The 21,449-nt window shown below is 58.4% G+C and carries 24 protein-coding genes; 13 read left to right on the top strand and 11 right to left on the bottom strand.

The window, feature by feature from the left end:
* Positions 1-130: 130 nt before the first annotated feature.
* From alr to RCJ00_RS18635, 3 genes are read right to left on the bottom strand one after another with little or no spacing between them, the layout of a single operon-like run.
* Entirely contained in the window at positions 131-1,438 is a 1,308-nt protein-coding gene (gene alr / locus RCJ00_RS18625; protein ID WP_316223825.1) for an alanine racemase, read from the bottom strand.
* A complete protein-coding gene (locus RCJ00_RS18630; protein ID WP_316223826.1) occupies positions 1,438-3,084 on the bottom strand; it encodes an N-acyl-D-amino-acid deacylase family protein in 1,647 nt (548 codons plus the stop codon). Before RCJ00_RS18630 ends, alr begins: the two co-directional genes overlap by 1 nt.
* On the bottom strand, positions 3,081-4,112 hold the full coding sequence (locus tag RCJ00_RS18635; protein WP_316223827.1) for a cyanophycinase: 1,032 nt from the start codon (positions 4,110-4,112) through the stop codon (positions 3,081-3,083). The genes RCJ00_RS18630 and RCJ00_RS18635 overlap by 4 nt, the downstream gene beginning before the upstream one ends.
* Positions 4,113-4,441: 329 nt before the next feature.
* Here RCJ00_RS18635 and RCJ00_RS18640 point away from each other — a divergent pair, with 329 nt between their 5' ends.
* On the top strand, positions 4,442-4,954 hold the full coding sequence (locus RCJ00_RS18640) for a sigma-70 family RNA polymerase sigma factor (RefSeq protein WP_316223828.1): 513 nt from the start codon (positions 4,442-4,444) through the stop codon (positions 4,952-4,954).
* On the top strand, positions 4,947-5,609 hold the full coding sequence (locus RCJ00_RS18645) for an NrsF family protein (RefSeq protein WP_316223829.1): 663 nt from the start codon (positions 4,947-4,949) through the stop codon (positions 5,607-5,609). The genes RCJ00_RS18640 and RCJ00_RS18645 overlap by 8 nt, the downstream gene beginning before the upstream one ends.
* 23 nt (positions 5,610-5,632) lie before the next feature.
* Here RCJ00_RS18645 and RCJ00_RS18650 read toward each other — a convergent pair whose 3' ends face one another.
* From RCJ00_RS18650 to bufA2, 3 genes are all read right to left on the bottom strand, one after another.
* Entirely contained in the window at positions 5,633-6,358 is a 726-nt protein-coding gene (locus tag RCJ00_RS18650) for an HvfC/BufC family peptide modification chaperone (RefSeq protein WP_316223831.1), read from the bottom strand.
* Entirely contained in the window at positions 6,355-7,215 is an 861-nt protein-coding gene (gene bufB, locus RCJ00_RS18655) for an MNIO family bufferin maturase (protein WP_316223833.1), read from the bottom strand. Before bufB (RCJ00_RS18655) ends, RCJ00_RS18650 begins: the two co-directional genes overlap by 4 nt.
* A 66-nt stretch (positions 7,216-7,281) precedes the next feature.
* Positions 7,282-7,566, bottom strand: a complete 285-nt coding sequence (bufA2, locus tag RCJ00_RS18660) for a BufA2 family periplasmic bufferin-type metallophore (protein WP_316223834.1) — start codon at positions 7,564-7,566, stop codon at positions 7,282-7,284.
* Between the two features lie 273 nt (positions 7,567-7,839).
* On the opposite strand from bufA2, the gene RCJ00_RS18665 reads away from it, so the two are divergent.
* From RCJ00_RS18665 to RCJ00_RS18685, 5 genes are all read left to right on the top strand, one after another.
* A complete protein-coding gene (locus tag RCJ00_RS18665) occupies positions 7,840-8,112 on the top strand; it encodes a BufA1 family periplasmic bufferin-type metallophore (RefSeq protein WP_316223835.1) in 273 nt (90 codons plus the stop codon).
* Positions 8,113-8,135: 23 nt separating this feature from the next.
* On the top strand, positions 8,136-8,984 hold the full coding sequence (gene bufB, locus RCJ00_RS18670; protein ID WP_316223836.1) for an MNIO family bufferin maturase: 849 nt from the start codon (positions 8,136-8,138) through the stop codon (positions 8,982-8,984).
* Positions 8,977-9,768, top strand: a complete 792-nt coding sequence (locus RCJ00_RS18675) for an HvfC/BufC family peptide modification chaperone (protein WP_316223837.1) — start codon at positions 8,977-8,979, stop codon at positions 9,766-9,768. The genes bufB (RCJ00_RS18670) and RCJ00_RS18675 overlap by 8 nt, the downstream gene beginning before the upstream one ends.
* A 47-nt stretch (positions 9,769-9,815) precedes the next feature.
* Positions 9,816-10,226 carry a DoxX family protein gene (locus tag RCJ00_RS18680; RefSeq protein ID WP_316223919.1) on the top strand — a complete coding sequence of 137 codons (411 nt, stop codon included), beginning with the start codon at positions 9,816-9,818 and terminating at the stop codon, positions 10,224-10,226.
* A 62-nt stretch (positions 10,227-10,288) separates the two neighbouring features.
* The gene (locus RCJ00_RS18685; RefSeq protein ID WP_316223838.1) at positions 10,289-10,558 is read left to right on the top strand and encodes a hypothetical protein; all 270 of its coding nucleotides are present in this window, start codon (positions 10,289-10,291) and stop codon (positions 10,556-10,558) included.
* A 129-nt stretch (positions 10,559-10,687) separates the two neighbouring features.
* Here the strand turns inward: RCJ00_RS18685 and RCJ00_RS18690 are convergent, their stop codons facing one another.
* Both RCJ00_RS18690 and RCJ00_RS18695 read right to left on the bottom strand, forming a co-directional pair.
* Entirely contained in the window at positions 10,688-12,034 is a 1,347-nt protein-coding gene (locus RCJ00_RS18690; RefSeq protein ID WP_316223839.1) for an ATP-binding protein, read from the bottom strand.
* Positions 12,031-12,741 carry a response regulator gene (locus RCJ00_RS18695; RefSeq protein ID WP_316223840.1) on the bottom strand — a complete coding sequence of 237 codons (711 nt, stop codon included), beginning with the start codon at positions 12,739-12,741 and terminating at the stop codon, positions 12,031-12,033. The genes RCJ00_RS18690 and RCJ00_RS18695 overlap by 4 nt, the downstream gene beginning before the upstream one ends.
* 196 nt (positions 12,742-12,937) lie before the next feature.
* Between RCJ00_RS18695 and RCJ00_RS18700 the strand changes: the two genes are divergently transcribed.
* The 6 genes from RCJ00_RS18700 to RCJ00_RS18725 all read left to right on the top strand — a co-directional run bounded on the left by RCJ00_RS18700 (position 12,938) and on the right by RCJ00_RS18725 (position 17,482).
* A complete protein-coding gene (locus RCJ00_RS18700; protein ID WP_316223841.1) occupies positions 12,938-13,447 on the top strand; it encodes a hypothetical protein in 510 nt (169 codons plus the stop codon).
* 66 nt (positions 13,448-13,513) lie between these two features.
* Positions 13,514-13,927, top strand: coding sequence for an EF-hand domain-containing protein (locus RCJ00_RS18705; RefSeq protein ID WP_316223842.1), 414 nt, complete (start codon positions 13,514-13,516; stop codon positions 13,925-13,927).
* A 2-nt stretch (positions 13,928-13,929) separates the two neighbouring features.
* On the top strand, positions 13,930-14,748 hold the full coding sequence (locus tag RCJ00_RS18710; RefSeq protein ID WP_316223843.1) for a sterol desaturase family protein: 819 nt from the start codon (positions 13,930-13,932) through the stop codon (positions 14,746-14,748).
* A gap of 29 nt (positions 14,749-14,777) precedes the next feature.
* A complete protein-coding gene (locus tag RCJ00_RS18715) occupies positions 14,778-15,689 on the top strand; it encodes an alpha/beta hydrolase (protein WP_316223844.1) in 912 nt (303 codons plus the stop codon).
* A gap of 168 nt (positions 15,690-15,857) precedes the next feature.
* Positions 15,858-16,583 (top strand): hypothetical protein, encoded by a 726-nt coding sequence (locus RCJ00_RS18720; RefSeq protein ID WP_316223845.1) that lies wholly within the window; start codon positions 15,858-15,860, stop codon positions 16,581-16,583.
* Positions 16,583-17,482 (top strand): M23 family metallopeptidase, encoded by a 900-nt coding sequence (locus RCJ00_RS18725; RefSeq protein ID WP_316223846.1) that lies wholly within the window; start codon positions 16,583-16,585, stop codon positions 17,480-17,482. The genes RCJ00_RS18720 and RCJ00_RS18725 overlap by 1 nt, the downstream gene beginning before the upstream one ends.
* Positions 17,483-17,535: 53 nt before the next feature.
* On the opposite strand, the gene RCJ00_RS18730 is transcribed toward RCJ00_RS18725, so the two are convergent.
* The 3 genes from RCJ00_RS18730 to RCJ00_RS18740 form a co-directional block, all read right to left on the bottom strand.
* On the bottom strand, positions 17,536-18,633 hold the full coding sequence (locus tag RCJ00_RS18730; RefSeq protein ID WP_316223847.1) for a carbohydrate porin: 1,098 nt from the start codon (positions 18,631-18,633) through the stop codon (positions 17,536-17,538).
* Between the two features lie 126 nt (positions 18,634-18,759).
* The gene (locus RCJ00_RS18735) at positions 18,760-19,326 is read right to left on the bottom strand and encodes a GNAT family N-acetyltransferase (protein WP_316223848.1); all 567 of its coding nucleotides are present in this window, start codon (positions 19,324-19,326) and stop codon (positions 18,760-18,762) included.
* Positions 19,289-21,409 carry a S9 family peptidase gene (locus tag RCJ00_RS18740; RefSeq protein WP_316223849.1) on the bottom strand — a complete coding sequence of 707 codons (2,121 nt, stop codon included), beginning with the start codon at positions 21,407-21,409 and terminating at the stop codon, positions 19,289-19,291. The genes RCJ00_RS18735 and RCJ00_RS18740 overlap by 38 nt, the downstream gene beginning before the upstream one ends.
* Between the last annotated feature and the right edge of the window lie 40 nt (positions 21,410-21,449).

A 21,449-nucleotide genomic window follows, 5' to 3' on the forward strand; every position in this document is an offset into this window, starting at 1 on the left:
TCCGGCGCGCCAGGTGATCGGCTGTTATCCCATGACGTACAGATGCGTCACGACGTTCGAAATGACGAGTCACACGGCATAAACACTGCATCCCCAAGCCGAAATCTGTATGACGGTACGGTCGGGCCTGTCAGGAGACCGATCGTGTGCCATCTTTGGCAAACGCGCGCGGCTTAAGTACGCGGGGCAGGGCAGCGCCCAGCACACCCAGCATCTCCGGACCATAGGCGGAGCCGTTGGCTTCGAATTCGGCCTGGATGATGCGCTCGTTGCCCTGCGCGCCGAACAGAACGACTTCGTCATCCGGATGCACCAGGTTGGGACTATCGGTCACATCGACCATCAGGGTATTCATCGTCACCCGGCCAACGACGGGGAACCGCCGGCCGCGTATCAGCACTTCCGTATGGTTCTTACCCTCGGCAGGAAATTCGGGTCTGTTGGCATGGCTGAAGCCGCGCCGGTAGCCGTCCGAGTAACCGAGCGGAATATTGGCGAGCCAACTTTCCCGTTCCAGCCGATAGGTGCGGTCATAGTTGACCGTTTGGCCAGCCGGGTAATGATTGACCGCGGCGACCCTAGACTTGATCGTCTGGGTGGGAAGATAGGCGCTGGTGCTCACGGAACCGGGATCGCCATAGAGAAGGCCGCCCACGCGCACCATGTCCAGCCATGTGTCCTTGTGCCGCAAGGTCGCAAAGCTGTTCGCTGTGTGATGTGTCGGCGTGTCGGTATCAAACCCTTGAGCTTTTAGCCAGGCCAGATCTGACTGGTAATGGCGCAACTGGCCAAGAATGTCGGCGTCTTCTTCACTGGGATAGTGGGTCATCAGGCCTGTTATCCGGAGCCTGTCGAACGAGAGTATGGCGCGTGCATCCGCTTGACCATAGGCCGTGGAAAGCTCGACGCCGTTCCGCGACATGCCGCCGCTGTTGAGCGCGAGGTGTATGGGAAGGCTGGCTTGCCCGGCCTGCCGTTTCGCCAGGGACTGAAGGACAGCCGCCGAATCGGGATTGCCGACCAGCTCTTCTACGGCGAACGGCAGCGCATCTTCCATCTCCTCCGGTGTCGCTGTGCGCACCCGGATCAGGCGGCCGCGATAGCCAAGTTCGCGGGCGACCCGGGCCTCGTCATTGGAGGTGATGGCGACATCGCCGATCTGTTTGCTGATAATGGATGGCATCAATAGAGCGATACCGTTGCCATAGGCATCCGCCTTCATGACGGCGCAAAGGCGGACCGGTCCGAGCAGGGCACGGACCGTGTCGATATTGGCCTCGAATGCTTCGGCGTCAATTTCAATCCAGCCGTTGCGGCGTCTTGCCTGTTCCAAGGTCAGGCCAAAATTGTTGGCCGAGAGGACCGGGGCGGCAGCGGCGTGTATCGCTGTAAGCGCCGTAAGGCCTGTCGCCCCGGCAAGAAAGGTTCGTCTGCGCATTATTCCGTCTCCCGCGTCAGAAACGCGCCCGGATAGTTGCCCGTCGGCTGAGCCTTGCGGTAAACGAGCACGCCATTCACCATCACATCGGAAACACCGACGGCCAGCGCGCCTGGATTTTCCACTGTGGCCCGGTCTGCGATGCGATCGGGATCGAACAGCACCAGATCAGCCTTGTAGCCCACACGGATCAGGCCGCGTCCTTTTAGGCCTACATGCTCCGCCGCCAGCGATGTCATCTTGCGGATCGCCTCGGGCAGGGTGAGCCGGTGTTGCTCACGAACATAAACCCGCAGCATCTTGGCAAAGGCGCCGGCGCCGCGTGGATGGCGCGACCCGATCATCCCGTCCGAACAGAGATTGCTGTACGGCCAGGCGATGAAATCGGCGACGTCCTTTGGGTCCATCGCGGTGCCTATCACCGCTTCGACGGGTTCTATTCCCGGATGCGCCGATTTCCAGGCCTCAGCGGTCTGAATGAGCCAGAGGTAAGTGACAGCGGGCTCCTCGTGTCGCTGCGCGGCAATCTCGGCGATTGTATGCCCCACCAAAGACGGATCGGGTGCGTAGAGCCCCAGTCGCATGCCTTCAGGCGTTGTGAGGTGGGTCAGTGCAAAGCGCGCGGCTGAAAGATCAGTGAAATCGCGCTTGGGAAACAATACCGTCAATGTTGATTGCCAGTATTCGTAAGGGTAGACGTCGGCCGTTACCTTGATGCCACGCGCCCGAGCCGCGTCCAGCTTAGCCAGCACGGCCTTGGCGTCGCCCCAGCGATCGACGATGCCCAATTTGAGATGGGATATCTGGACCGGGATGCCCGTTTGCGCGCCTATGTCCAGCAACTCATCAAGGGCTGCGTCGAAACCCGTATCTTCGCTACGCATATGGCTGATGTAGCGTCCCCCGTCGGCCGCGGCCGTCCGGGCAAGTGCGACCACTTCGTCATGGTTGGAATAAATGCCGGGATCATATTCCAGACCTGTCGACAGGCCGAGCGACCCGGCCTTCATATCCACGTCCAGCAGGCGCTGCATGGCCTGTATTTCTGATAATGTCGCCACCCTTTTGAAATCCGCGCCCATCACCTGCGTGCGCAGATATCCATGGCCAGTATAGGCGGCTACGTTCACCGCTGCGGGGCGTGCCGTGAATTGCTTGGATATGTCGGCAAAAGTGCCCGAACTTTCACCATCTTGGCCGACGACGATCGTCGTGACACCTTCCGCCAACAATTGTGGCATGGCGCGATCCGCGTAAGCGCCGCGGTCATGGTGGCTGTGGCTATCGATGAAGCCGGGGGCCAGTGCCAGCCCATTCGCCTCAATCACGGTTTCCCCCTTATGGGGACGCAGCTTGCCGATGGCCGCAATCCGATCGTTCTCAACCCGCACAGATACCCGCTTGGCGGGGGCGCCGGAGCCATCATACACCACGGCGCCTGTAATCAAGGTAGACGCTGCCGCGCCGTTACTTGACAAGAGAAGGGTCGCTGCGGCGATGCTGGCGCCCATCAGCATGGCAAGACGCGAAAAGATGTGCGTGCGGAAAATGCCCGGCTCATTGGCGATGGGCGCGTTGATTTTCGGCGTATTGAACTGCGGCAGATGCCCAACACGACGGTTCAGGTTCAAAGTTAGGGCTTTCATGGCTTCACCGCCTCATCGCTGGCAATGGCCATTTTCCCGCCGCTGACAGAGTAGTAGCGATCAAAGGACGGGTTTTCCACTTTGCCATCGGGCAGATGGATTATTGACTGATGACCAATGCCGATAACGTGGATACGGGTCACTTCCAGCGGACCTGGTTTATTGGGGACGCGCAGGGATGACCCGTCAACCAGCCAGGCCCCGCCGTTGGCATCGGTTGCATAGATACGCCCCGATCCATCTGGTTCGACAGCGAGTGCTGCGCCTTCGTCGACGCCCAGGCCCAGGATTGGGGTGGCGTCGGCCGGACGACCAAGCTGCGCCTTCGCCACGAAGGCAAACAGCCGCCCCAGCCTGTCGCGTTCCTTGAAATGCGTGTCGGTCAGTATGCCCTTCAGCAGGGCGATGTGGAGGAAATCGCCTTCGATGGTGTTGCGAGGGCCAAAAGGATCGGCAAGGCCCTCATCTGAGGTCAGGCTTGTGCTATCCATGCAACCATAAAGGACTTCGCCCAGTATCGCGAGACCTGCGCTGGTGCCAGCAATAGGCTTTCCGCTCGCGACATGCGCGTCGATGAGCTCGGCGACCGGCGTGCCGCGCCAAAATTTGACGTAGTCCGACTGGTCACCGCCTGAGATAAAGATGCCGTCAGCGTGCTTCAGGGCCTCCAGAATCTTCGGATCGTAGGCGGCGGCGCGATCCGTGAACTCAAAGGTTTCGGCGGAGAGTATGCCACCAATTTTTTGTTTGAATTCCTTGCCGGCCGCCGAACCGTAGGCCGCGCTCAGGATAACGATGTGACCATGTCCGGCCTTGGCGAAAAACCATTTCATGGCATCGAGGTTTCGATCGCCACCGCCGATCAAAAGAAGACCGCCCGTTACCGGATCCGGCGTCTGCGCTCTCAAATCTCCCACGTCATAATGGTTATATCCCACCGGTCTTGCCTGTACCGCGAGCGTTCCGGCGAAACTGGCGGCGAAGCTGGCGACAATTGCGATTAATATCCGTGTGTGACGTTTTATCATGTCTCGGCGCCCTCAGATTTTATGAATGGTGCTATTTGCTTACACGTATCATTCCAACAGAAAACAAAATGTCGCAACAGAGAAGCATATTATTACGTTTTAGCGACAAAATGGATACAGAAATGTGCATTTTGATACTATCGACTTAAGGCTCTCCGCCTGTTGCGAATTGGCTCTGATTGATTGCGCTTGCTTTGAAAATTCACCTGTGAGAGTCAGTCAAGCGTGGGGCCGGAATGCCAGTCCAGAATACGTCCGCCCTTAGTTTAGGCCTTGGTGTAACTTTCGCGATCATGTCAACGTATAGATCAGATGAATGGCAGGCCTTGATGCTGAGTGCCCAAGGTGGAGATGCAAAGGCCTATCGTGCCTTGCTCCAGTCCTTGCGCCCGTGGCTCCTGTCCTATTTTAACCGTCGCCTGAGGGGCGGCGATGTCGAAGACCTGGTACAAATGACCCTGTTGAGTTTGCATGAAAAACGTCAAACCTATAATCCTCAGGCTGCTTTCCTGCCATGGATTGCCGCGGTCGCGCGGCATAAGTTGATCGACTATGTGCGTTGGTCAGGCCGGCGCGTGCATGTCGAATTGACCGAAGACCTCGGCCTTGAAGATGGCCTGTCGAACGATTTGGCCGAGCGCGATATCGCGGTGTTACTGGCGCAACTGCCTAAGGATCAAGCGCAATTGATTTCGCTGCATAAGCTTGAAGGTCTGACCTCCGAAGAAGTGGCGGCCAGGATCGGAAAGAACCCGTCCGCGGTGAAGGTGTCCATACATCGCGGCCTGAAGAAACTAAGGGCCCTGGTCGGCGTGAAAAGCGATGAGGTCTCCGATGACTGATCCTCGTGATGACCTCATTGATAGTCTGGCCGATAATTTAAAACCCGTCCGGCCGATGCGTGACAGCCTGCTATGGGCCGGCGCCGCAGGGGGGCTGCTATTGGCAGTCCTCTATATTTCGACCTTCTATGGTTTTCGCCCCGAAATCGTGAACCTGTCAAAAGGAACGATGCCGGCGCATTTCACGCCGGTTGGCAAGCCTCTGCTCTTTTTCGGCCTGGGCGTCACAGCCTTGTGGACAGTGTCCCGCTTGACCCGTCCGGAAGGTGAGATGAAGGCGATTTATCTTTTGCCGGTTCTCGCTGCTTTGGGCCTGACGCTGTTCAACATGGGTGTCGAACTGATAAGTGACGGCTGGGCCGCGTCGGCTGAGCGGTTGAATGGCGGGGTAGCGGTCTGTTTTACCACAATCCTGTGTGGCGGCATGGCGGGACTTCTTTTGCTTTGGCGCTTTTGGTTGCGCCGTTCGGCATCCTCGCATCCCACCGCGCTCGCGGCCATGAGCGGTCTGGCGACCGCCTCCTTGATGGCATCCGCCTATGCGCTCCACTGCAACATGGATGCGCCGGTTTACATGGTGTTGGTCTACGGCCTGGCCGTGGCCATATTCACCGGTCTTGCAACACTGCTTGGTCGCCGCCTTTTGAAATGGTGAAGTTATTTATATGCTTAGCCGTGTCAGTAAATGTCGCAAATGAGGCCGCCGGATATCCATTGCCCTAGCCATTTTGAGGCGGTGAGGGTGCTGTCCGTTTCGGGATAGGGTCCGTCTAGATCGGCGCAAACGCTGGCGAATGACGCGCCGTGCTCCAGCCTTACTATCGCCCCATACTCATCCGTCTCAAGGGTACGAAAGACAGGCTCAAGTCCGTTCCGCCAAACAATAAGCCCGGCAGCTTCGCGCAAGGTCTGAACCGGCGGTGGCGTCTCGCCACGAGACAGGGCCTGCCAGATGGCCACCGAATTGGTGGATAGCGGCCTATGGCGAAAACCTGACGCCAGCCGCAGCCGGGCGACCGACCAGTCCGCATTGGCGAGAGCGGCTGGGTCGATAACGGGTGTATCGGCGGCGGAGAAGGCCTGTCTAAGGGTCCAGTCAAGCCAGGCGAGTTCTGGCACTTCGGGGTCATCTGGATAGAGGGCCGCCAGAGTCGCATCGAAACCGAGACCAACCGCATCAAGTGTCCATGATGACGGTGGATGGGTGCGGATATATGTTCTTCCGGCGGCGTCAAAGGCGTCATCACCGAGCCAGGACCAGACACGGCCGTAGGTATCACGCAGGGCCTCCAGCAGGCGGCTGCGGTAAGCGAAATGATATACGGCTTCACCGGGTGTCAAAGGCGGCGGGGCGTCGTTGAGAATGAGGTCAAGGAACCGGGTTTGCGAGGTCGCTAAGGTCATTCGGCGGGCTCAGCTTGAGGGGCTAGGACGGCGCGGTTGACGATCGCGCGGGCATGATCGACTTCGGCGAGCAACTCGACCAGGGGCGGAATATTGTCGTCGCGCTCGATCATGATTGCGACCGTGTCCAGGCGCGGAGCCAGGCTTTCGAACAGATCCCACACACCGTCAGGAACAGGGTGATCGTGGGTGTCGATGAGCAGGTCATTATTCGTCGAATGTCCGGCCAGGTGTATCTGGCGAACGCGTTCAGCCGGAATGCCCCGAATATAGTCTGCGGCATTAAAGCCGTGGTTATGAGCGCTTACGTAAATATTATTAACGTCGAGCAGCAAGTCGCAACCGCTGCGTCTGCATACCTCCGACACGAAGTCCCATTCTGTGTAGCTATCGTCAGGAAAGGTCACATAGCTTGACGGGTTTTCAATCAACAGATTTCGGCCCAGCGCCGTTTGGGCCTGATCAATATTACGGCAGACGCGCTCAAGGGCTTCCTCGGTCATGGGCAGCGGCAGCAGGTCGTGACTGTTGGTGCCGCCGATACCTGTCCAGCATAAATGATCAGATACCCACAGGGGCTCAACCCTGTCGACCAGGATGCGTAGGCGTTGCAAATATTCGCTATTCAGACCGCCACTGGCGCCCAGAGACATGGATACCCCATGCATACAGACAGGATAGCTTTGCCGAATCTGGTCGAGAACCCACACAGGACGCCCGCCGGCGATCATAAAGTTCTCGGAAATGATCTCGACAAAATCGACCGGCTGAGGGGCGCTTAGGAAGTCCGAATAATGGGGCGTGCGTAGGCCGAGGCCGAAGCCGGAAAACGCAGGGATAGGTGACAAGGCGCGCATAGAGGAACCCAGTTTAGGAGAGGCGCCTGACGCAAACGCGGTCAGGCGCCAGAGTGGAGGGGTGGGTTACATGATGTCGCCGATGATGCCCTTCTTGGCCAGGCAGGCCTTGGCGGTGACAGCCTTGAAGCCTTGGCCCTTGCAGGCGTTCATGCCCTTGCAATCGTGAGCCGTGGTCTTGCAGTCTGACGTGCCTTTGCAGCTATTGATGCCGTAGCAGTGAACGGTGTCGGTCGCGGAAATAGCGGCGCCTGAGGCGCCTGCCGGGGCGGTGGCAGCCGTCGCGAAGGTTGACATCGCCAGGAAGGCCGAAGCGGAAGCAATGGCGGCGCCGGATTTCAAAGTGATCATGGGGGCAGTCCTCTCAGATGTGTGTTTTGCCGGAGTGGCAATGAGGATTACGCCGGTCTGTCGGTGAAAGTTACACGCCTCTGGAAATGTTTTGTAACCCTCGATGCGGGAGGAGGCAGCGTAATCACGTTCAGCCTTTCATTCTTAAAAGCTAGAATTTTTTTGTGACTGTAACCGGATGGTCCCTCGCGGCGTAATCCTCAGCATGGCCGACAACACGCCTGGCGAGTTCGAAACTTCAACCCGCCTTCAACACCTGCATGGAGCTTGATTATGACCTATATGAAGACCGGCATCGCCGCTGCCGCCATCCTCGCCCTCGTATCCGGCGCGGCACTCGCCGCTGACAAGAAGCCGGCAGAAACCGAAAAGTGCTACGGCGTCGCCAAGGCCGGCCAGAATGATTGCAAGGCCGGTGCAGGTACGACTTGTGCAGGCACGTCCAAGGTCAACTACGATGGCAAGGCCTTCAAGGAAGTACCCAAGGGCACCTGCGTGACCATCAAGACCCCCAAGGGCTACGGCTCCCTGACGCCTAAGGCCTAAGCGTTTACAGGGGGAGATAGGACATGAGCCACAGACCCACCGCCGGCGTTGGCTTGAAGCCCGAGCATTATGCTGAGGCCGCGGAAGACGTTCGCGATGGGCTGTGGTTCGAAGTCCACCCCGAAAACTATATGATTGATGGTGGACCCAGATTGGCCTGGCTTGAGAAGATAGCCGCCTCTCATCCGCTATCCCTGCATGGCGTCGGCATGTCGCTGGCTGCCGATGAACTGCCCGATGACCGTCATTTGCGGGCGTTGAAACAGTTGATCGACCGGTTTCGGCCGTTTGTTGTGTCGGAGCATCTGGCCTGGTCTAGGCGGCGAGGGGCCTATGCCCCAGATCTCCTGCCCTTTCCCCGAACCTCCCATGCCCTGGATCGTGTTGTCCGAAACATCGACCATGCTCAGTCGTATTTGGGCGTCAGGCTTCTGATCGAGAACCCGTCGCTCTATATGCCGCTGTCCGGACATGAGATGGACGAAAATGCGTTCCTTGGCGAACTTGTCCAAAGGACAGGCTGCGGGCTGTTGGTCGATATCAATAACGTCCACATCAGCGCGCACAATCTCGGCTACGACGCTGAGGCATATCTGGCCAGACTGCCTGCCGATGCCGTAGGCGAAATTCATCTGGCCGGGCATGAGCTCGATCCCGGGCCGCGCAGCCAGATGTTGATCGATACCCATGCGGCGCCCGTTTCCGAACAGGTCTGGCGCCTTTATGAACGCTTCGTCGCGCGCATAGGTCCGCGGCCAACCTTGATTGAACGCGACGATAATATCCCTACCTACAACGATTTGGTGCGGGAACGGGATCGCGCTCACAGGTGTCTCACAGCCTCAAACGTCAAGGATTTGGCGAATGTTTGAATATGGGGTTGAGCCGTTTTATGATGCCTTCTCCCGTGCGCTGGCAGGTGATGATGCCGCCCTGGCCCCGTGGTGGCCGGACGATGCGCACGGCATGGCGGGCCTGAGCATATACCGGAATACGGTTTATAAGGGGCTGGCGGATGCAATTGCCGCGTCCTATCCAACCGTTTTGAAAGTGGTCGGCGAGGATTGGCTGCGGGAGGCGGCCGTCCTGTTTGCACGCAGCTGTCCACCAGCGCATGCGACCCTAATTGACTATGGCGCGGGCTTTGCCGACTGGCTGGATGCGTTTGAGCCCGCCAGGGACATGCCTTTTTTGCCCGATTTGGCGCGCATGGATCATCTGTGGACCGAGGCGCATCTGGCAGCAGAGGCGGGCCCGTTTGACCCACAGTCCTTGGTGAGCTTGTTACCAGACGCATATGATCAGGTTACACTCCAACTCATCCCATCAGCGCGGCTGGCAAGCTTCGCGACGGGGATCCCAGCCCTATGGAAGACGTTGAGGTTGCCTGAGGGGGTTGACGCGCTTGATTTGGAAGACGAACCCCAGGCCGTATTGCTCTGGCGACCCTATGGCGAAGTCAATGCACGGTCCCTGACACCAGATGCCTATGCGTTCCTGGCCGCGTGCCGCGCGGGCAAAAGCCTGGCGTTCGCTGTCGCCGAGGCCTCCGCTCTGGCTGACATCACCGATTTGCCTGCGATGTTTGCCGATCTCATCTCAAGCGGCATTTTTGCCGCATTGGCCCCGTTTCCAATTGAAGGAGTTTCCCCATGAATGTGCCATCCACTGATAGCCCGGCGATCGTGCACCCCATTAACGCGATAGGTGACGCGTTGCAGAGATTGATCCCTGATGATTTGATCTTGCTCATTACTCGTCTGGGCGTCGCGGGCGTGTTTTTCCTGTCGGGGCGAAGCAAGGTCGATGGCGTCCTGCATATCACCGACGGCACCTATACGCTTTTCCGGGAAGACTATCATGTGCCACTGATTCCGCCTGACATTGCCGCTCACTTGGCGACCTACTCCGAACACCTCTTCTCGATACTGCTGGTGCTGGGATTGTTCACCCGCTTGTCGGCGCTGGCCTTCTTCGGTATGACGGCCGTTATTGAAATTTTCGTCTATCCAGACGCCTGGCCGACCCATTTGAGTTGGGCCGCCCTTCTGATCTTGCTCATTGCTCGCGGCAGCGGCGCATGGAGTCTGGATCGCGTGCTCAAAATCCGCTGACATATCAGGCAATGTCAGACCGTTCGCTGCGTAACATCTTCCAAACACAACAGGTGGACAGAATGTCAATCAATGGCGACTACCCGCATCCCGTTACGGTGAACGGCTTTAGCTGCAAGAATTGCACGGATGTTGATTATGCCAAAAAGCACATAGATCCGTCACATCCGAAGTCTGGCCCGTACAATATAAGTGCCGACAGCGATCCGTCACGGTCGCGGGCGGTGATCTTCGGCGGTGCGCTGGGTGACTTATCTGCAGCGCAATCGGGTGTATCGATGGCGGCAACAAAGACCTATGCTCCAGGGCAGGCCTTGAATATCCGCGTATAAGGCCTCAAAACTACACTTTCCTGCGGCGCCTGCCAGGCAACGCACTGAATGCGCCAGGTGTCCAGCAATCTAGGGGGCCGTGCAGGTCGACGGTCGGTATGGCTCGATTCACTCCGAAGCCCTAGGCGATCACATTCTGCCCATTGAAACGGCATCTTTCACGTTTTGAATTGCAAGCTCGACCTCAAAGCCATCCGTCAGGTTGCGCAAGGTGACGGCGCCGCCATGCAGCCGGGCGATCTGGTCGACCATTGCCAAGCCCAGGCCGGTACCGCTGGGAGCTAGGGCGGGTGCCGGTTGTCGGGCGCTATCCCCGCGTACAAATGGTTGGGTTAAGGCGGTGATCTGCATGTCGGGGACGCCATGACCGTGGTCACGCACACGGATTTGCCAACTCGATGTCCGCTGGCAGGTGAGCTCAACCGGCACAGCACCGTAATGCAGGGCGTTTTCGACGAGATTGATCAAGGCGCGTCTCAAGGCCTCTGGCCGGCCGTGCAAGGTTCCGTCCGGCACCGGCGCGGCCATCACCACGCCGGCCTTGCCATATTCGGCTAAAACTGATGCGAAAAGATCGGGCAAGCTGACTTTGACGATTGGTTCCGCTTCAAAGCCACGCGCGTACATCAAGAATTGCGACAGGATACTGTCGATGCGGTCGATCTGGCGCTGGGCGCTTGCTGTCAATGTCTCATCATCGCATGCCATCATCTCGAAGGCCAGTTTCAGCTTGGCCAGAGGTGTGCGGACATCATGCGAAATGCCGGCCAGAATTAGGTTGCGATCAGTCTCGGCTTTGCTTAGCCGGGCCGTCATATCATTGAAACTGCGCGCCAAATCTGCAATTTCCAGCGGTCCGTCTTCCCGTAAAGGCGCGACGGGCGCTGCCAGGCGATAGCCTTCAGTAGCATCGCGCAGCGCATTTAGCGGCCGCAGCAGTCGATTGCTGAGTAGCGCCGCCGCCAGCAGGGCCAGCCCGAAGGTCGATGCGGCTCCGGCCAGCAATAGGCCAGTCGGGCCGAGCAGAGGGGGGGATTTGACGCTGATCCAGTAGGGCGAACCACCCAGCCAAACATGTATCCACAGCTTGCGGCTATGGTCGGTTCGCCACGAAAGATCGGTTTTATCTCCCATGGCTTTCACAAGCGCTCGCATAAACACCCGCTCCACCAAGCGCGGTGGCGGACCGGTGTCGTCGGGCGGCCGTTCGCCGGTCCATAACTCGATATAAGAGGATTTTACCATGTGCGTCATCAGGCGCTGGCGGTCCGCTTCGGGCACCTCGGACAGGGTGTTCGACATAGAGGCCACGTTTTCGGCCATGACACCAGCCACGCGCTGCAACTCCGGCCGCAAAACCAACAAGGTGAAGAGCGCAATGCTGAGTATTTGCGCCATGGCAACGATTAGAGCGGTCAGCGCCACGGTCTGGCCCCACAGGCTATCGGGGCGAAGTTTTGACCACAGGTTTTTCATGCATTCGCCTTTGCAAACACATAGCCGTGGCCCCAGACGGTCTTAATCCATTCCGGATTGGCCGGATCGTTTTCGATCAGGCGTCGCAACCTCACGATCTGAACATCGACCGCGCGATCGGTCACGTCTGCGTCGCGGCCCATCGCCAGGTCAATAATCTGGGCGCGGGACAAGGGACGTCCGGCGTATTGCAGCAGCACCCTTAGCAATAGGAACTCACGTGTACTGAGCTCTATAACCTCACCGTTTCGGGTAAGTTGCATCCGGCCGAGATCCAGGACAAACGGTCCGAAAGTCACGCGGCCTTCGCCGGTGTCGAGATGCGCCATAGCCGGTCGCCGGCGCTGAATGGCGTTGATACGCGCCAGCAGTTCGCGCGGCACAAAAGGCTTGGGCAGATAGTCGTCGGCCCCCATCTCAAGTCCCAAAATACGGTCTATCGGATCGCCTTTCGCGGTTAGCATAATGATCGGTGTGTCAACGCCCGTCGCGCGCAAGCGGCGGCAAACGCTCAGTCCGTCCTCATCAGGCATCATCAGATCGAGGATCAGGACATCGGCCGGCTCACGGGCGAGCGCGCGATCAAGGCTTTTGCCGTCGGGAACAGTGCGGACATTGAAACCGTTCTCGCTCAGGTAACGCTGGAGCAATCCACGCATCTCCGCATCATCGTCAAGCACGATCAGGCGGGCAGGGGAGGTCGTCATGCTTAGGGTCCTTACGACGTGGCAGGCACAACTCTAGCTTAAGGGACAGCTTCGGACATTTGCGAAGATGTTACAAGACGTTACAGGTAGCCGATCTTGCACCATCCTGTAACACCTAAAGGATTTTACGTCGTTTTTGCGTAACTTGGGGACCCTAGCCTCCGTTGCGTCATCCATGACAAACAAGGAGAGAGTGATGAAAAAGACATTGATTGCCAGCGCTGCCGCCATTCTGGCCACGCTGATATTTGCCGACGCCGCTTCGGCGGCCACCGGTCACGTCCGTGCCCGAGGGGCCAATGGCGCCGTTGCCGCAGGTACGAAAAACGGTAACAGCTATGTCCGCGCCCGTGGTGCCACGACCAATGCTGACGGCAGCACAACGGCCGCCAGTGGCGGCGCCTTCAAGACTAACAGTGGCGCCTATGGGGCACGCGGCTCGACCACTACAGTCAATCCCGACGGCTCAGCCAGTCATTCCGAAAGCGCTTACGCTACAGGCGCCAGGGGCACGGCCAGCACGTCCGGTGGCTTCAACCGCAATGCCGACGGCACGGTTTCCGGCGCGCGCGGCACCCAAGTTACCAACGCCACCACCGGCAACAGCTATAGTGGCAACACCAGCTATGACAGCGCGAATGGCGTGAGCCATAGCGGCACCTGCACGGATGCCTCCGGCGCGACTATCGCCTGCCCGACGCGGTAGGCGCCTTGCCCCTTGCGTGTTGTCCCCTCACGCAAGGGGCTTACCTTTATTCTGGAGGTTTCCCCGATGAAGATCGTCATTTTCGCTCTTCCAGCCTTTTTTCTGGTTACAGGCGCCGTTGCCGCACCCGCCGCAACGCCTGCGCAGATCGAACAGGTGGTGAGCCGTGCCATGGAAGCGGACGCTAACCATGACGGCATGCTGACCCGCGCCGAGTGGCAAACCTGGCGCGCCACCCAATTCGCTCGCCTAGATCGCAACGGCGACGGCTATCTGACGGATGCCGATGTGCCGGCTATTGCCGCAGGACAGATGGTGCCCAAGATACAGGCGGCAAGAGCTGCGCTCGACGCCAATCATGACGGACGCATCAGCCGTGACGAGTTTGTCAACGGTCCGATGCTGGTGTTCGACCAGATTGACCTGGATCATAACGAGATCATAGACGGCCGCGAAATCGAACAGGCGAAGGGGCGTTGATTATGGAACACAATTTATATCACGGCGCCTTTATCTGGGTTGCTTTGGCCTTCGTTCTTCTGGAGGCGCTTTACATCGCCTTTGTACGCAAGGAAGCCTACGATGTGCGCCAGACCGCTGCGTCGCTGGGCGTTGCTGTTGGCAATACGCTGTTACGGCCGCTCACCGCGCTCATGGTCATGGCGGTGTTTCCTTTTGCCGCTCAGTTCGCCCCCTGGCATCTATCCATGACGGACCCGTGGGTTTGGATCTCGGGCTTTATCGTCTTCGAGTTCCTTTATTACTGGATGCACCGCGTCAGCCACACCATTCGCTGGTTGTGGGCCTCGCATGCCGTTCATCACTCGGCCAATAGTTTCAACCTGCCCGCGGCGGTGCGTCTTGGCTGGACCAACGCGCTCTCTGGCGAATGGATGATGTTCCTGCCTATGGTCCTGCTCGGCTTTTCGCCGCTGATGGTGGTCATTCTGCTGACAGGGAACCTCGTCTATCAGTTCTTCCTGCATACCGAGTTGTCGCCCAAATGGGGCGTGCTGGAGCATATTTTGAATACGCCGGCGCATCACCGTATCCACCACGCGTCCAATACGCGATATCTCGACCGCAATTTTGGTGGCGTGCTGATTGTCTTTGATAAGTGGTTCGGTACTTTTGCCGAGGATGACCATAGCGAGCCGGTCGTCTTTGGCCTGACGACACCGATTCACTCGTACAATCCATTCGTGATTTCTCTACGCGAATGGGGACGCATGTTTGGTGACGTCATGCGCTCGAAATCTTTGGGTGAAGCCGCAGGCAACTTGTTTGGCCGACCGAAATAAGTCTTAAAACCGAAGTAAAGGAAAATCCGATGAAACGTCTTTTCGTTGCCCTCGTCGTCGTGTCCTTGGCCGTCACATCCGGCGTCGCCACGGCGGGTCCGCTGCGTGATCGCTTGAAGGCGAAATTTCAGGATAGGCTAGAGGCCAAACAAGCAGAAGAAAGCCGGCCCGTCGATTTGCAGGCGATACTTCCGGGGGCGCGTAAACAGACCCTGTCCTATGGTCCGGATGCGCGTCAGGTGATCGATGTCTATACGCCGCCCAATACGCATGACGCGCCGGTTATCGTTATGGTGCACGGCGGGGCGTGGAAGGTGGGGGATAAGGCAAATTCCGGCGTCGTAGAAAACAAGCTCAAATACTGGCTCCCTAAGGGATATGTGCTTGTGAGCGTCAATTACCGAATGCTCCCGGATCTCATGGCCTATGAACAGGCCATGGATGTCGCTGCGGCCCTGCGCTATACGCAGTCCCACGCTGGCGGCTGGGGCGCCCGGTCGGACCGCCTCATTTTGATGGGGCACTCGGCCGGCGCTCATATCGTGGCGCTGCTGTCATCCAATCCCGCCCTGGTCGGGCAAAAATGGGCGGGCACGATTGTACTCGATTCCGCCGTAATGAGCGTGCCCGATCTGATGTCAAAACGTCATCTTGGCTTCTATGATGAGGCATTTGGTGCTGACAAGGCCTACTGGTTGAAGGCCTCACCCATGGATCAGTGGACGCCTGCGGCTGTGCCGATGCTGGTTGTGTGTTCGACGAAGCGCAAAGACAGACCCTGCGATCAGGCAAAGGCGTTTCAGACCAAGGTGACACAGGCGGGGCGGGCCATGCCGCTCCTGCCGCAGGACCTAACACATGAGGAAATCAATCGTACACTGGGCCTGCCTTCGGCCTATACATCGTCGGTCGATAGCTTCATCACGAGCCACGTCAGATAACAGCCTAGGGCAACCAGGGGTCCCAGGGGCACGGTGTGCGGCTTTTTCCGCATTCGCGTTTTATGGATTCTTACTGCGCGATATATTTTGACAGATAGCCCCTTCGATCCTTATAATTAACCATAATGCGGCTGGATTTTAGTCCTGACGTGGCGGGGGGCCATCTAAATGTTAAAGTGGAATCTTAGAGCCGTCGCGTTGAGCGTTTCGGTTGGTGTTGTCTTCCTGTTCGGTATTAACGCCGCGACGGAAACATATGCGCAAACCCAACCCGGCGCGACCGCCGCGAGAGGCGCTACAGCGCCGCGACTTTTACCGCCAGCACCTGTGCAATGGCAAAGCGTCCTTGACCAAATCGCCAGGGTGCGTGCCAGCCGCAAAGGGCCAGGCACCGTCGTGAGGCTGGTGGCATCTGAACTTGATAAAACCGAACTCCCGGTCATATTGCCGCGTGAAGGCATCGTCGACACGATCAAGGCGAAATTGATCAGCTTCGGAGATGCCTATGCGTTGGACCTTCCGCAAAAGAATGGCGTCCACATCACGATGTATGGCAACCGAAACTTTTTGCAGGTCGCCAAGGGCGCCATCTCCAATCGACCCGCGACGAAACTGAAGGGGTTAGCGGAGGACATCCGCGTCACACAGATGGAAGACGGCTGGACGGCCACATTCATGAGGTTTGGCGTCGTCTACAGTCTAGATGTGTCCTGCGATGATCCTGCGGCGCCGGAATGTAAATCCGACGGCTATTTAAAGAAGATACTGACCGAGTTTGACGATGTGGGTATCGGCTCAAAGGCGCGGGCGGCGGCGGCCCGTTTCAAACCGCCGGGTACTTTGATCAAAACGCCAACTGTTTTGACAGGTAATGACCAGAAGGGAGCCGGATAATGAGCCCCTTCATCTCGATCTCCCGTGTCTCGATTGTGGCTCTGCTTTTCGCGGTGGCCGCCTGCAGTCCACAGACGCAAACCGGCAGCCAGCCAAGCTCGCAAGCCGCGTCGGCTGTTTTAGAGGATGCGATTTCGAGCTTTGTTGACCCGTCTTCGGCCGAAGTGTTTGACAGCGCATCTGAGCCTGCGGCAGGCGCTTCAACCTCGGATTTCCCCCATGAGGCGCCCACTGCGCTTGTCGCCGGATCGGGCAGCGGCTACTCGGACCTCAGCAATTGGGCGCCGGGCATCTGCTTCCCGGTTCAGGGCGCTGCCTATGCAAATTCGCAGGTCTATAGCCCAGGCGGCGATCACTACCCCAGCCCATCGGCGACGAACCATGGCAGCCAGTGTGATAGCAAAAACTATGCTTTCCCATGGCACGATAACTTCTGTGAGGCCAGGAGTTGGACAAACCCGGTTTGTGCGAGCGGCAGTGGGCACCAGGGCCAGGATATTCGTCCGGCTAGTTGCAAGGCCAATCAATATTGGGCCGTCGCTGCCGAAGACGGTATTGTCACGCAGGTGGGCTCATATACGGTCGCGATCACTGGCAATGCCGTGCCGCACAGAATTTTCCGCTACCTGCATATGCAAAAGTCATCCGTTAAGGTCGCGGTTGGAGACAAGGTCCTGCGTGGTCAAAAGCTCGGCCTGATCTCGAACAATCTTGGCGTTTCGAACGGTGTGCAGCAATACACAACCATCCATTTGCATTTTGAGGTTCGTGTCGCGCAGGCCGAAACCATGAGTGATGGCAAAGCCTTGGCTGCAAACGCCTTTGTGCCGCCCTATACGGCGCTTGTGAATGCGTACCAACGCCGTATGGCGGGCGATTGCGATACGACGTCTAAATAGAGCGCGAATATCGGTGGTGATCGACTGACACGCCCGAACAGGCTCACGACCCTTCAGCGCAAGGCCGTCAGATCCGTTTTCAGGCGCAGATTGAATACGGTCGCGTCGTTGATATCGCTGCGGCCATAGGGATGCGATATATATTGCAGGTCAGGCTGGATCGATAGTCCGTCGCGAATATCCCAGCGGTAGGTCAGTTCATAGGTAATTTCGCCCTTTAACACGTCTCCTATCGCCGTTTGATAGGGCTTGCCGAAATGGGCAGCCGCGACGGCAAAACCCACCTGGTCGGTATCGCGTCCTTTGAACGGGGCGGTATAGACCAGGCCGCCGCCGGCATATTGGTCTATCGTCATCACCTGGGCATTGGCGATGCCGGTGCGGAGCCACCCCTTCAGTCCGCGGGTGTCATCGCCCGTCAATGTGACCGCGAGTTGAGCATAGGCGCCCGAATTACTGTCGGACCAGCCAGAGCCATCAAGGCGTTCCGCGGCGGCGCTATTGTGCCAAGCGGCCAGTTTCAGATAACCGCCGTCAAAATCGTACTGATATTCCCCGACGATATGGCTACCTTCGCGCCGCGACAGCCGGATATAGGCAAACGCCTTGTCATCGTTAGGATTGCCCGGCACGGCGTCGAAAATGCCCGCGCGAAAGCTGTTTCGGTCGTCGAAACGCCATTGGCCGACGATGCCCAGGCTGCTGGTCGGAAAAATCGACAGGCCGATCTGCGAATAGTCGACCCCAATACCATGCGAGGCATTCAAGAACAGCCCGCCGACCGTCTGAACGTCGAAGATGCCATTGAGATTGATCAGGCCCGCCATGACATAGCTGTCCTTGCGGAATGTTTTTTTGCCGTAGGCTTCGAACAATCGCCAACCTTCGACACTATCGATGTTGGACGTCGTCTGGATATCGCCGGCGTGCGCGCCTGAAAACGGCCCGCCGAAATCGCCCAGGATATACCCAAACGCTTCCCAGCCATTGTCACCTTGCCAATGCGCTGTGAGGTCAAGATTGCTGAGGCTGCGCGACCCGACGTCGAGGCCGCCGCTTAGCACGCTATCGACTTCCGTTGTCAGAACGGCGCCCGCCACCGCTTCAGCCTGACTGTGCGTGGCCACGGCTAAGCCGATGGCAAGCGTCACGATTGCGCCACAAATACTGAGACGGGAGGAAGGACGGTGGGTAACCAACGGAAACATGAATACTCTGGACTACAGGGAGGCAGACTATGTCAAAAATCGGCTACTATTTGATGAATGGATAGACTTCTAGTCTGCCCAGCCGTCCCCTTGTGGGACATCGTTGGGGGGTAAAAGGTCGCGGGTCATGAAAACCACGTCGAGCCAGCGGCCAAATTTGAAGCCTGCCCGTGGTAAATAGCCAGTGTGCGTGAAACCGCAGGCCGCGTGGACACCGATCGAGCCGCCGTTTTCTCGGTCGCCGATAACGGCGATCATGCTGTAAAGCCCACGCGCGGTGCACAGGTCTATCAATCGGTTGAGCAACTGTTTGCCTATCCCACGTCCTGTGGCGTCTTCGGCCAGATAAATGCTGTTCTCGACCACATAGCGATAGGCGGGACGTGTGCGGAAGGGCGCCGCATAGGCATAGCCGACGACACGGCCATTTTCGACCGCGACCAGATAAGGCAGGCGCAGATCGTGTACCGTCTGGAACCCTGACCGCATTTCCGCTTCGCCGGCCGGTTCCAGCGCGAAGGTGCCGGTGCCGTGCAAGACGTTATGGGCGTATATGGCCGTAATGGCAGCTAAGTCGCCGTCGACGGCGTCGCGGATATCAACCATGGCGATCGACCGCCCAGATGGCGAAAGCATAGTCAAAGGCGATTTCCTTCAGGAAGTCGAAGCGGCCCGACGCGCCGCCATGTCCGGCGTCCATGTTGATCTTGAGGAGCATGGGCGCATCCGATGTCGATTTTTCACGCAATTTCGCGATCCACTTCATCGGCTCCCAGTAGGTCACGCGCGTGTCCGACAGACCACCGGTTGCCAGCACCGGCGGATAAGCTTGCGGTGTGATGTTGTCGTAAGGCGAGTAGCTGGCTATGTAGTCATAGGCTTCCGTGTCTTCCAACGGGTTGCCCCATTCGGGCCATTCTGGCGGGGTGAGCGGCAGGGAGGTGTCGCTCATGGTGTTCAGCACATCGATAAATGGCACCGCACCGATGACCCCGGCCCACAGGTCCGGCCGCATATTGGCGACTGCCCCCATCAACATGCCGCCAGCCGATCCGCCATAGGCGACGATACGCCCGCGCGTGCCATAGCCGGCATCGCACAGACTTTCGGCACAGGCGATAAAGTCGGTGAAGGTGTTGACCTTCTTGAACTTGCGGCCATCCAGGAACCAGCCATAACCTTTTTCCGAGCCGCCGCGGATATGTGCGATGGCGTAGACCCAGCCGCGGTCAACCAGGCTGAGTGAGCGGATCGAAAACCCCGGGTCCATCGGTATGCCGTAAGAGCCATAGGCATAGAGCAGGAGCGGGGCCTTGCCATCGAGCGGCGTGCCGGCTTTCATGAGGACTGTAATCGGCACGTCCTGGCCGTCCGGGGCCGTGGCATAGAGGCGGCGTGCGACGTAGTCGGCCGGATTATGGCCCGAAGGGATAATCTGCGTCTTGCGCAGGACGCGGTCACGCGTCTCCATATTGTAGTCGAAGGTTTGGGCGGGCGTGGTCGGGGAGGTGTAGCTGTAACGAATGATGTCAGTATCATACTCATAGCCCCCCGACGCACCGAGGCTGTAGGCTTCCTCATCCACCGAGATGATGTGCTCGCTCATATCCGCCTTGCGGGTGATGACGATACGTGTATTGGCATTTTCACGCTCGACGCGAAGCATGTGGCGTTTATAGACGCCCGATCCGGTGATGTAGATACCGGGGCGATGGGGCACGAGGTCTCGCCACGTGTCGCGTGACGGACGTTCGGCCGTCGATACCATAAGCTTGAAATCGATGGCGCCGTCGGCATTGGTGCGAATGATGAAGCGGTCGTCCCAGTGATCGATATCATACTGGACGCCATCTTCACGCGGTTGCACGCAAAACGGCAGGTCCTCCGGCGTCGCGGCCGGAATTAGCCAGGTTTCGTTGGTTTCGTGATTGCCGCCGCCGATGCTGATAAAGGCGTCTGAACTCAGCGTGCCGACGTGCAGGAAAAAGCCTTCATCGGGTTCGTCATAGACCAGAACGTCTTCGCCGCCGCGCGCCGGACGGCGGTAGACCTTGGCTGGCCGCGAGTTTTCATCGCGCCATGTCCAGAAGATGTAGCGGGAGTCCGGCGAAAAGGTGAAGCCGCCATCGCAGCTTTTGATCGGGTCGGGCAGGACCTCGCCGGTCGTCAGATCCTTGACGTAGACGGTGTAGTACTCAGACCCTTGCGTATCTTCGCCCCAGGCGAACAGCCGGTGATCGGGGCTGTGCTGGGCGTCGGACGTTTCGTAGAATTCGGTGCCCTTGGCCCGCTCTTCCTCGTTGAGCAGTATCTCTTCGACGTCGCGAGTGGTGTCCGTCGCCGGGATGGCGGAATGGAAATCGCCACGCGTGCGCGGACGGCGCGCTACGATGGGGTGTTGAGCGCCGGTTTCGAAGCGCGAATAGTATTCCCACGCGCCATCGGGCGTAGGAACGCTGGCGTCATCTTCCTTTATGCGTCCCTTCATTTCGGCGAAAAGGGTGTCCTGTAAGAATTGCGTGCCGCCTAGGACAGCCGCGGAATACGCGTTTTCTTCGTCCAGCGCCGCCTTGATATCGGCGCGGATCGAACCTGGGGCGCGCAAAACCGCCTGCCAGTTGTCGTCCTTCATCCAATGGTAATTGTCTGTCCGTGTCCGGCCCAATTGCTCGATGGTAAAAGGCGTGCGGGCGGGAGAAGGGGCTTTGGGCAGGGTCACGGGCAATCAGACTTTCTAGTGTGGCGGTAAAACACCGAGG

The organism is Asticcacaulis aquihabitans (assembly GCF_032490435.1).
Lineage (GTDB): Bacteria > Pseudomonadota > Alphaproteobacteria > Caulobacterales > Caulobacteraceae > Asticcacaulis.

What these genes read in the sequence shown, in the direction of transcription:
- RCJ00_RS18700 (WP_316223841.1), top strand. Translation starts at nt 12,938, where the DNA reads ATGAAAAAGACATTGATTGCCAGCGCTGCCGCCATTCTGGCCACGCTG.
- bufA2 (WP_316223834.1), bottom strand. Translation starts at nt 7,566, where the DNA reads ATGATCACTTTGAAATCCGGCGCCGCCATTGCTTCCGCTTCGGCCTTC.
- RCJ00_RS18705 (WP_316223842.1), top strand. Translation starts at nt 13,514, where the DNA reads ATGAAGATCGTCATTTTCGCTCTTCCAGCCTTTTTTCTGGTTACAGGC.
- RCJ00_RS18720 (WP_316223845.1), top strand. Translation starts at nt 15,858, where the DNA reads ATGTTAAAGTGGAATCTTAGAGCCGTCGCGTTGAGCGTTTCGGTTGGT.
- RCJ00_RS18690 (WP_316223839.1), bottom strand. Translation starts at nt 12,034, where the DNA reads ATGAAAAACCTGTGGTCAAAACTTCGCCCCGATAGCCTGTGGGGCCAG.
- RCJ00_RS18695 (WP_316223840.1), bottom strand. Translation starts at nt 12,741, where the DNA reads ATGACGACCTCCCCTGCCCGCCTGATCGTGCTTGACGATGATGCGGAG.
- alr (WP_316223825.1), bottom strand. Translation starts at nt 1,438, where the DNA reads ATGCGCAGACGAACCTTTCTTGCCGGGGCGACAGGCCTTACGGCGCTT.
- RCJ00_RS18635 (WP_316223827.1), bottom strand. Translation starts at nt 4,112, where the DNA reads ATGATAAAACGTCACACACGGATATTAATCGCAATTGTCGCCAGCTTC.
- RCJ00_RS18735 (WP_316223848.1), bottom strand. Translation starts at nt 19,326, where the DNA reads ATGCTTTCGCCATCTGGGCGGTCGATCGCCATGGTTGATATCCGCGAC.
- RCJ00_RS18640 (WP_316223828.1), top strand. Translation starts at nt 4,442, where the DNA reads ATGCTGAGTGCCCAAGGTGGAGATGCAAAGGCCTATCGTGCCTTGCTC.
- RCJ00_RS18630 (WP_316223826.1), bottom strand. Translation starts at nt 3,084, where the DNA reads ATGAAAGCCCTAACTTTGAACCTGAACCGTCGTGTTGGGCATCTGCCG.
- RCJ00_RS18710 (WP_316223843.1), top strand. Translation starts at nt 13,930, where the DNA reads ATGGAACACAATTTATATCACGGCGCCTTTATCTGGGTTGCTTTGGCC.
- RCJ00_RS18665 (WP_316223835.1), top strand. Translation starts at nt 7,840, where the DNA reads ATGACCTATATGAAGACCGGCATCGCCGCTGCCGCCATCCTCGCCCTC.
- RCJ00_RS18715 (WP_316223844.1), top strand. Translation starts at nt 14,778, where the DNA reads ATGAAACGTCTTTTCGTTGCCCTCGTCGTCGTGTCCTTGGCCGTCACA.
- bufB (WP_316223833.1), bottom strand. Translation starts at nt 7,215, where the DNA reads ATGCGCGCCTTGTCACCTATCCCTGCGTTTTCCGGCTTCGGCCTCGGC.
- RCJ00_RS18675 (WP_316223837.1), top strand. Translation starts at nt 8,977, where the DNA reads ATGTTTGAATATGGGGTTGAGCCGTTTTATGATGCCTTCTCCCGTGCG.
- bufB (WP_316223836.1), top strand. Translation starts at nt 8,136, where the DNA reads ATGAGCCACAGACCCACCGCCGGCGTTGGCTTGAAGCCCGAGCATTAT.
- RCJ00_RS18645 (WP_316223829.1), top strand. Translation starts at nt 4,947, where the DNA reads ATGACTGATCCTCGTGATGACCTCATTGATAGTCTGGCCGATAATTTA.
- RCJ00_RS18685 (WP_316223838.1), top strand. Translation starts at nt 10,289, where the DNA reads ATGTCAATCAATGGCGACTACCCGCATCCCGTTACGGTGAACGGCTTT.
- RCJ00_RS18650 (WP_316223831.1), bottom strand. Translation starts at nt 6,358, where the DNA reads ATGACCTTAGCGACCTCGCAAACCCGGTTCCTTGACCTCATTCTCAAC.
- RCJ00_RS18725 (WP_316223846.1), top strand. Translation starts at nt 16,583, where the DNA reads ATGAGCCCCTTCATCTCGATCTCCCGTGTCTCGATTGTGGCTCTGCTT.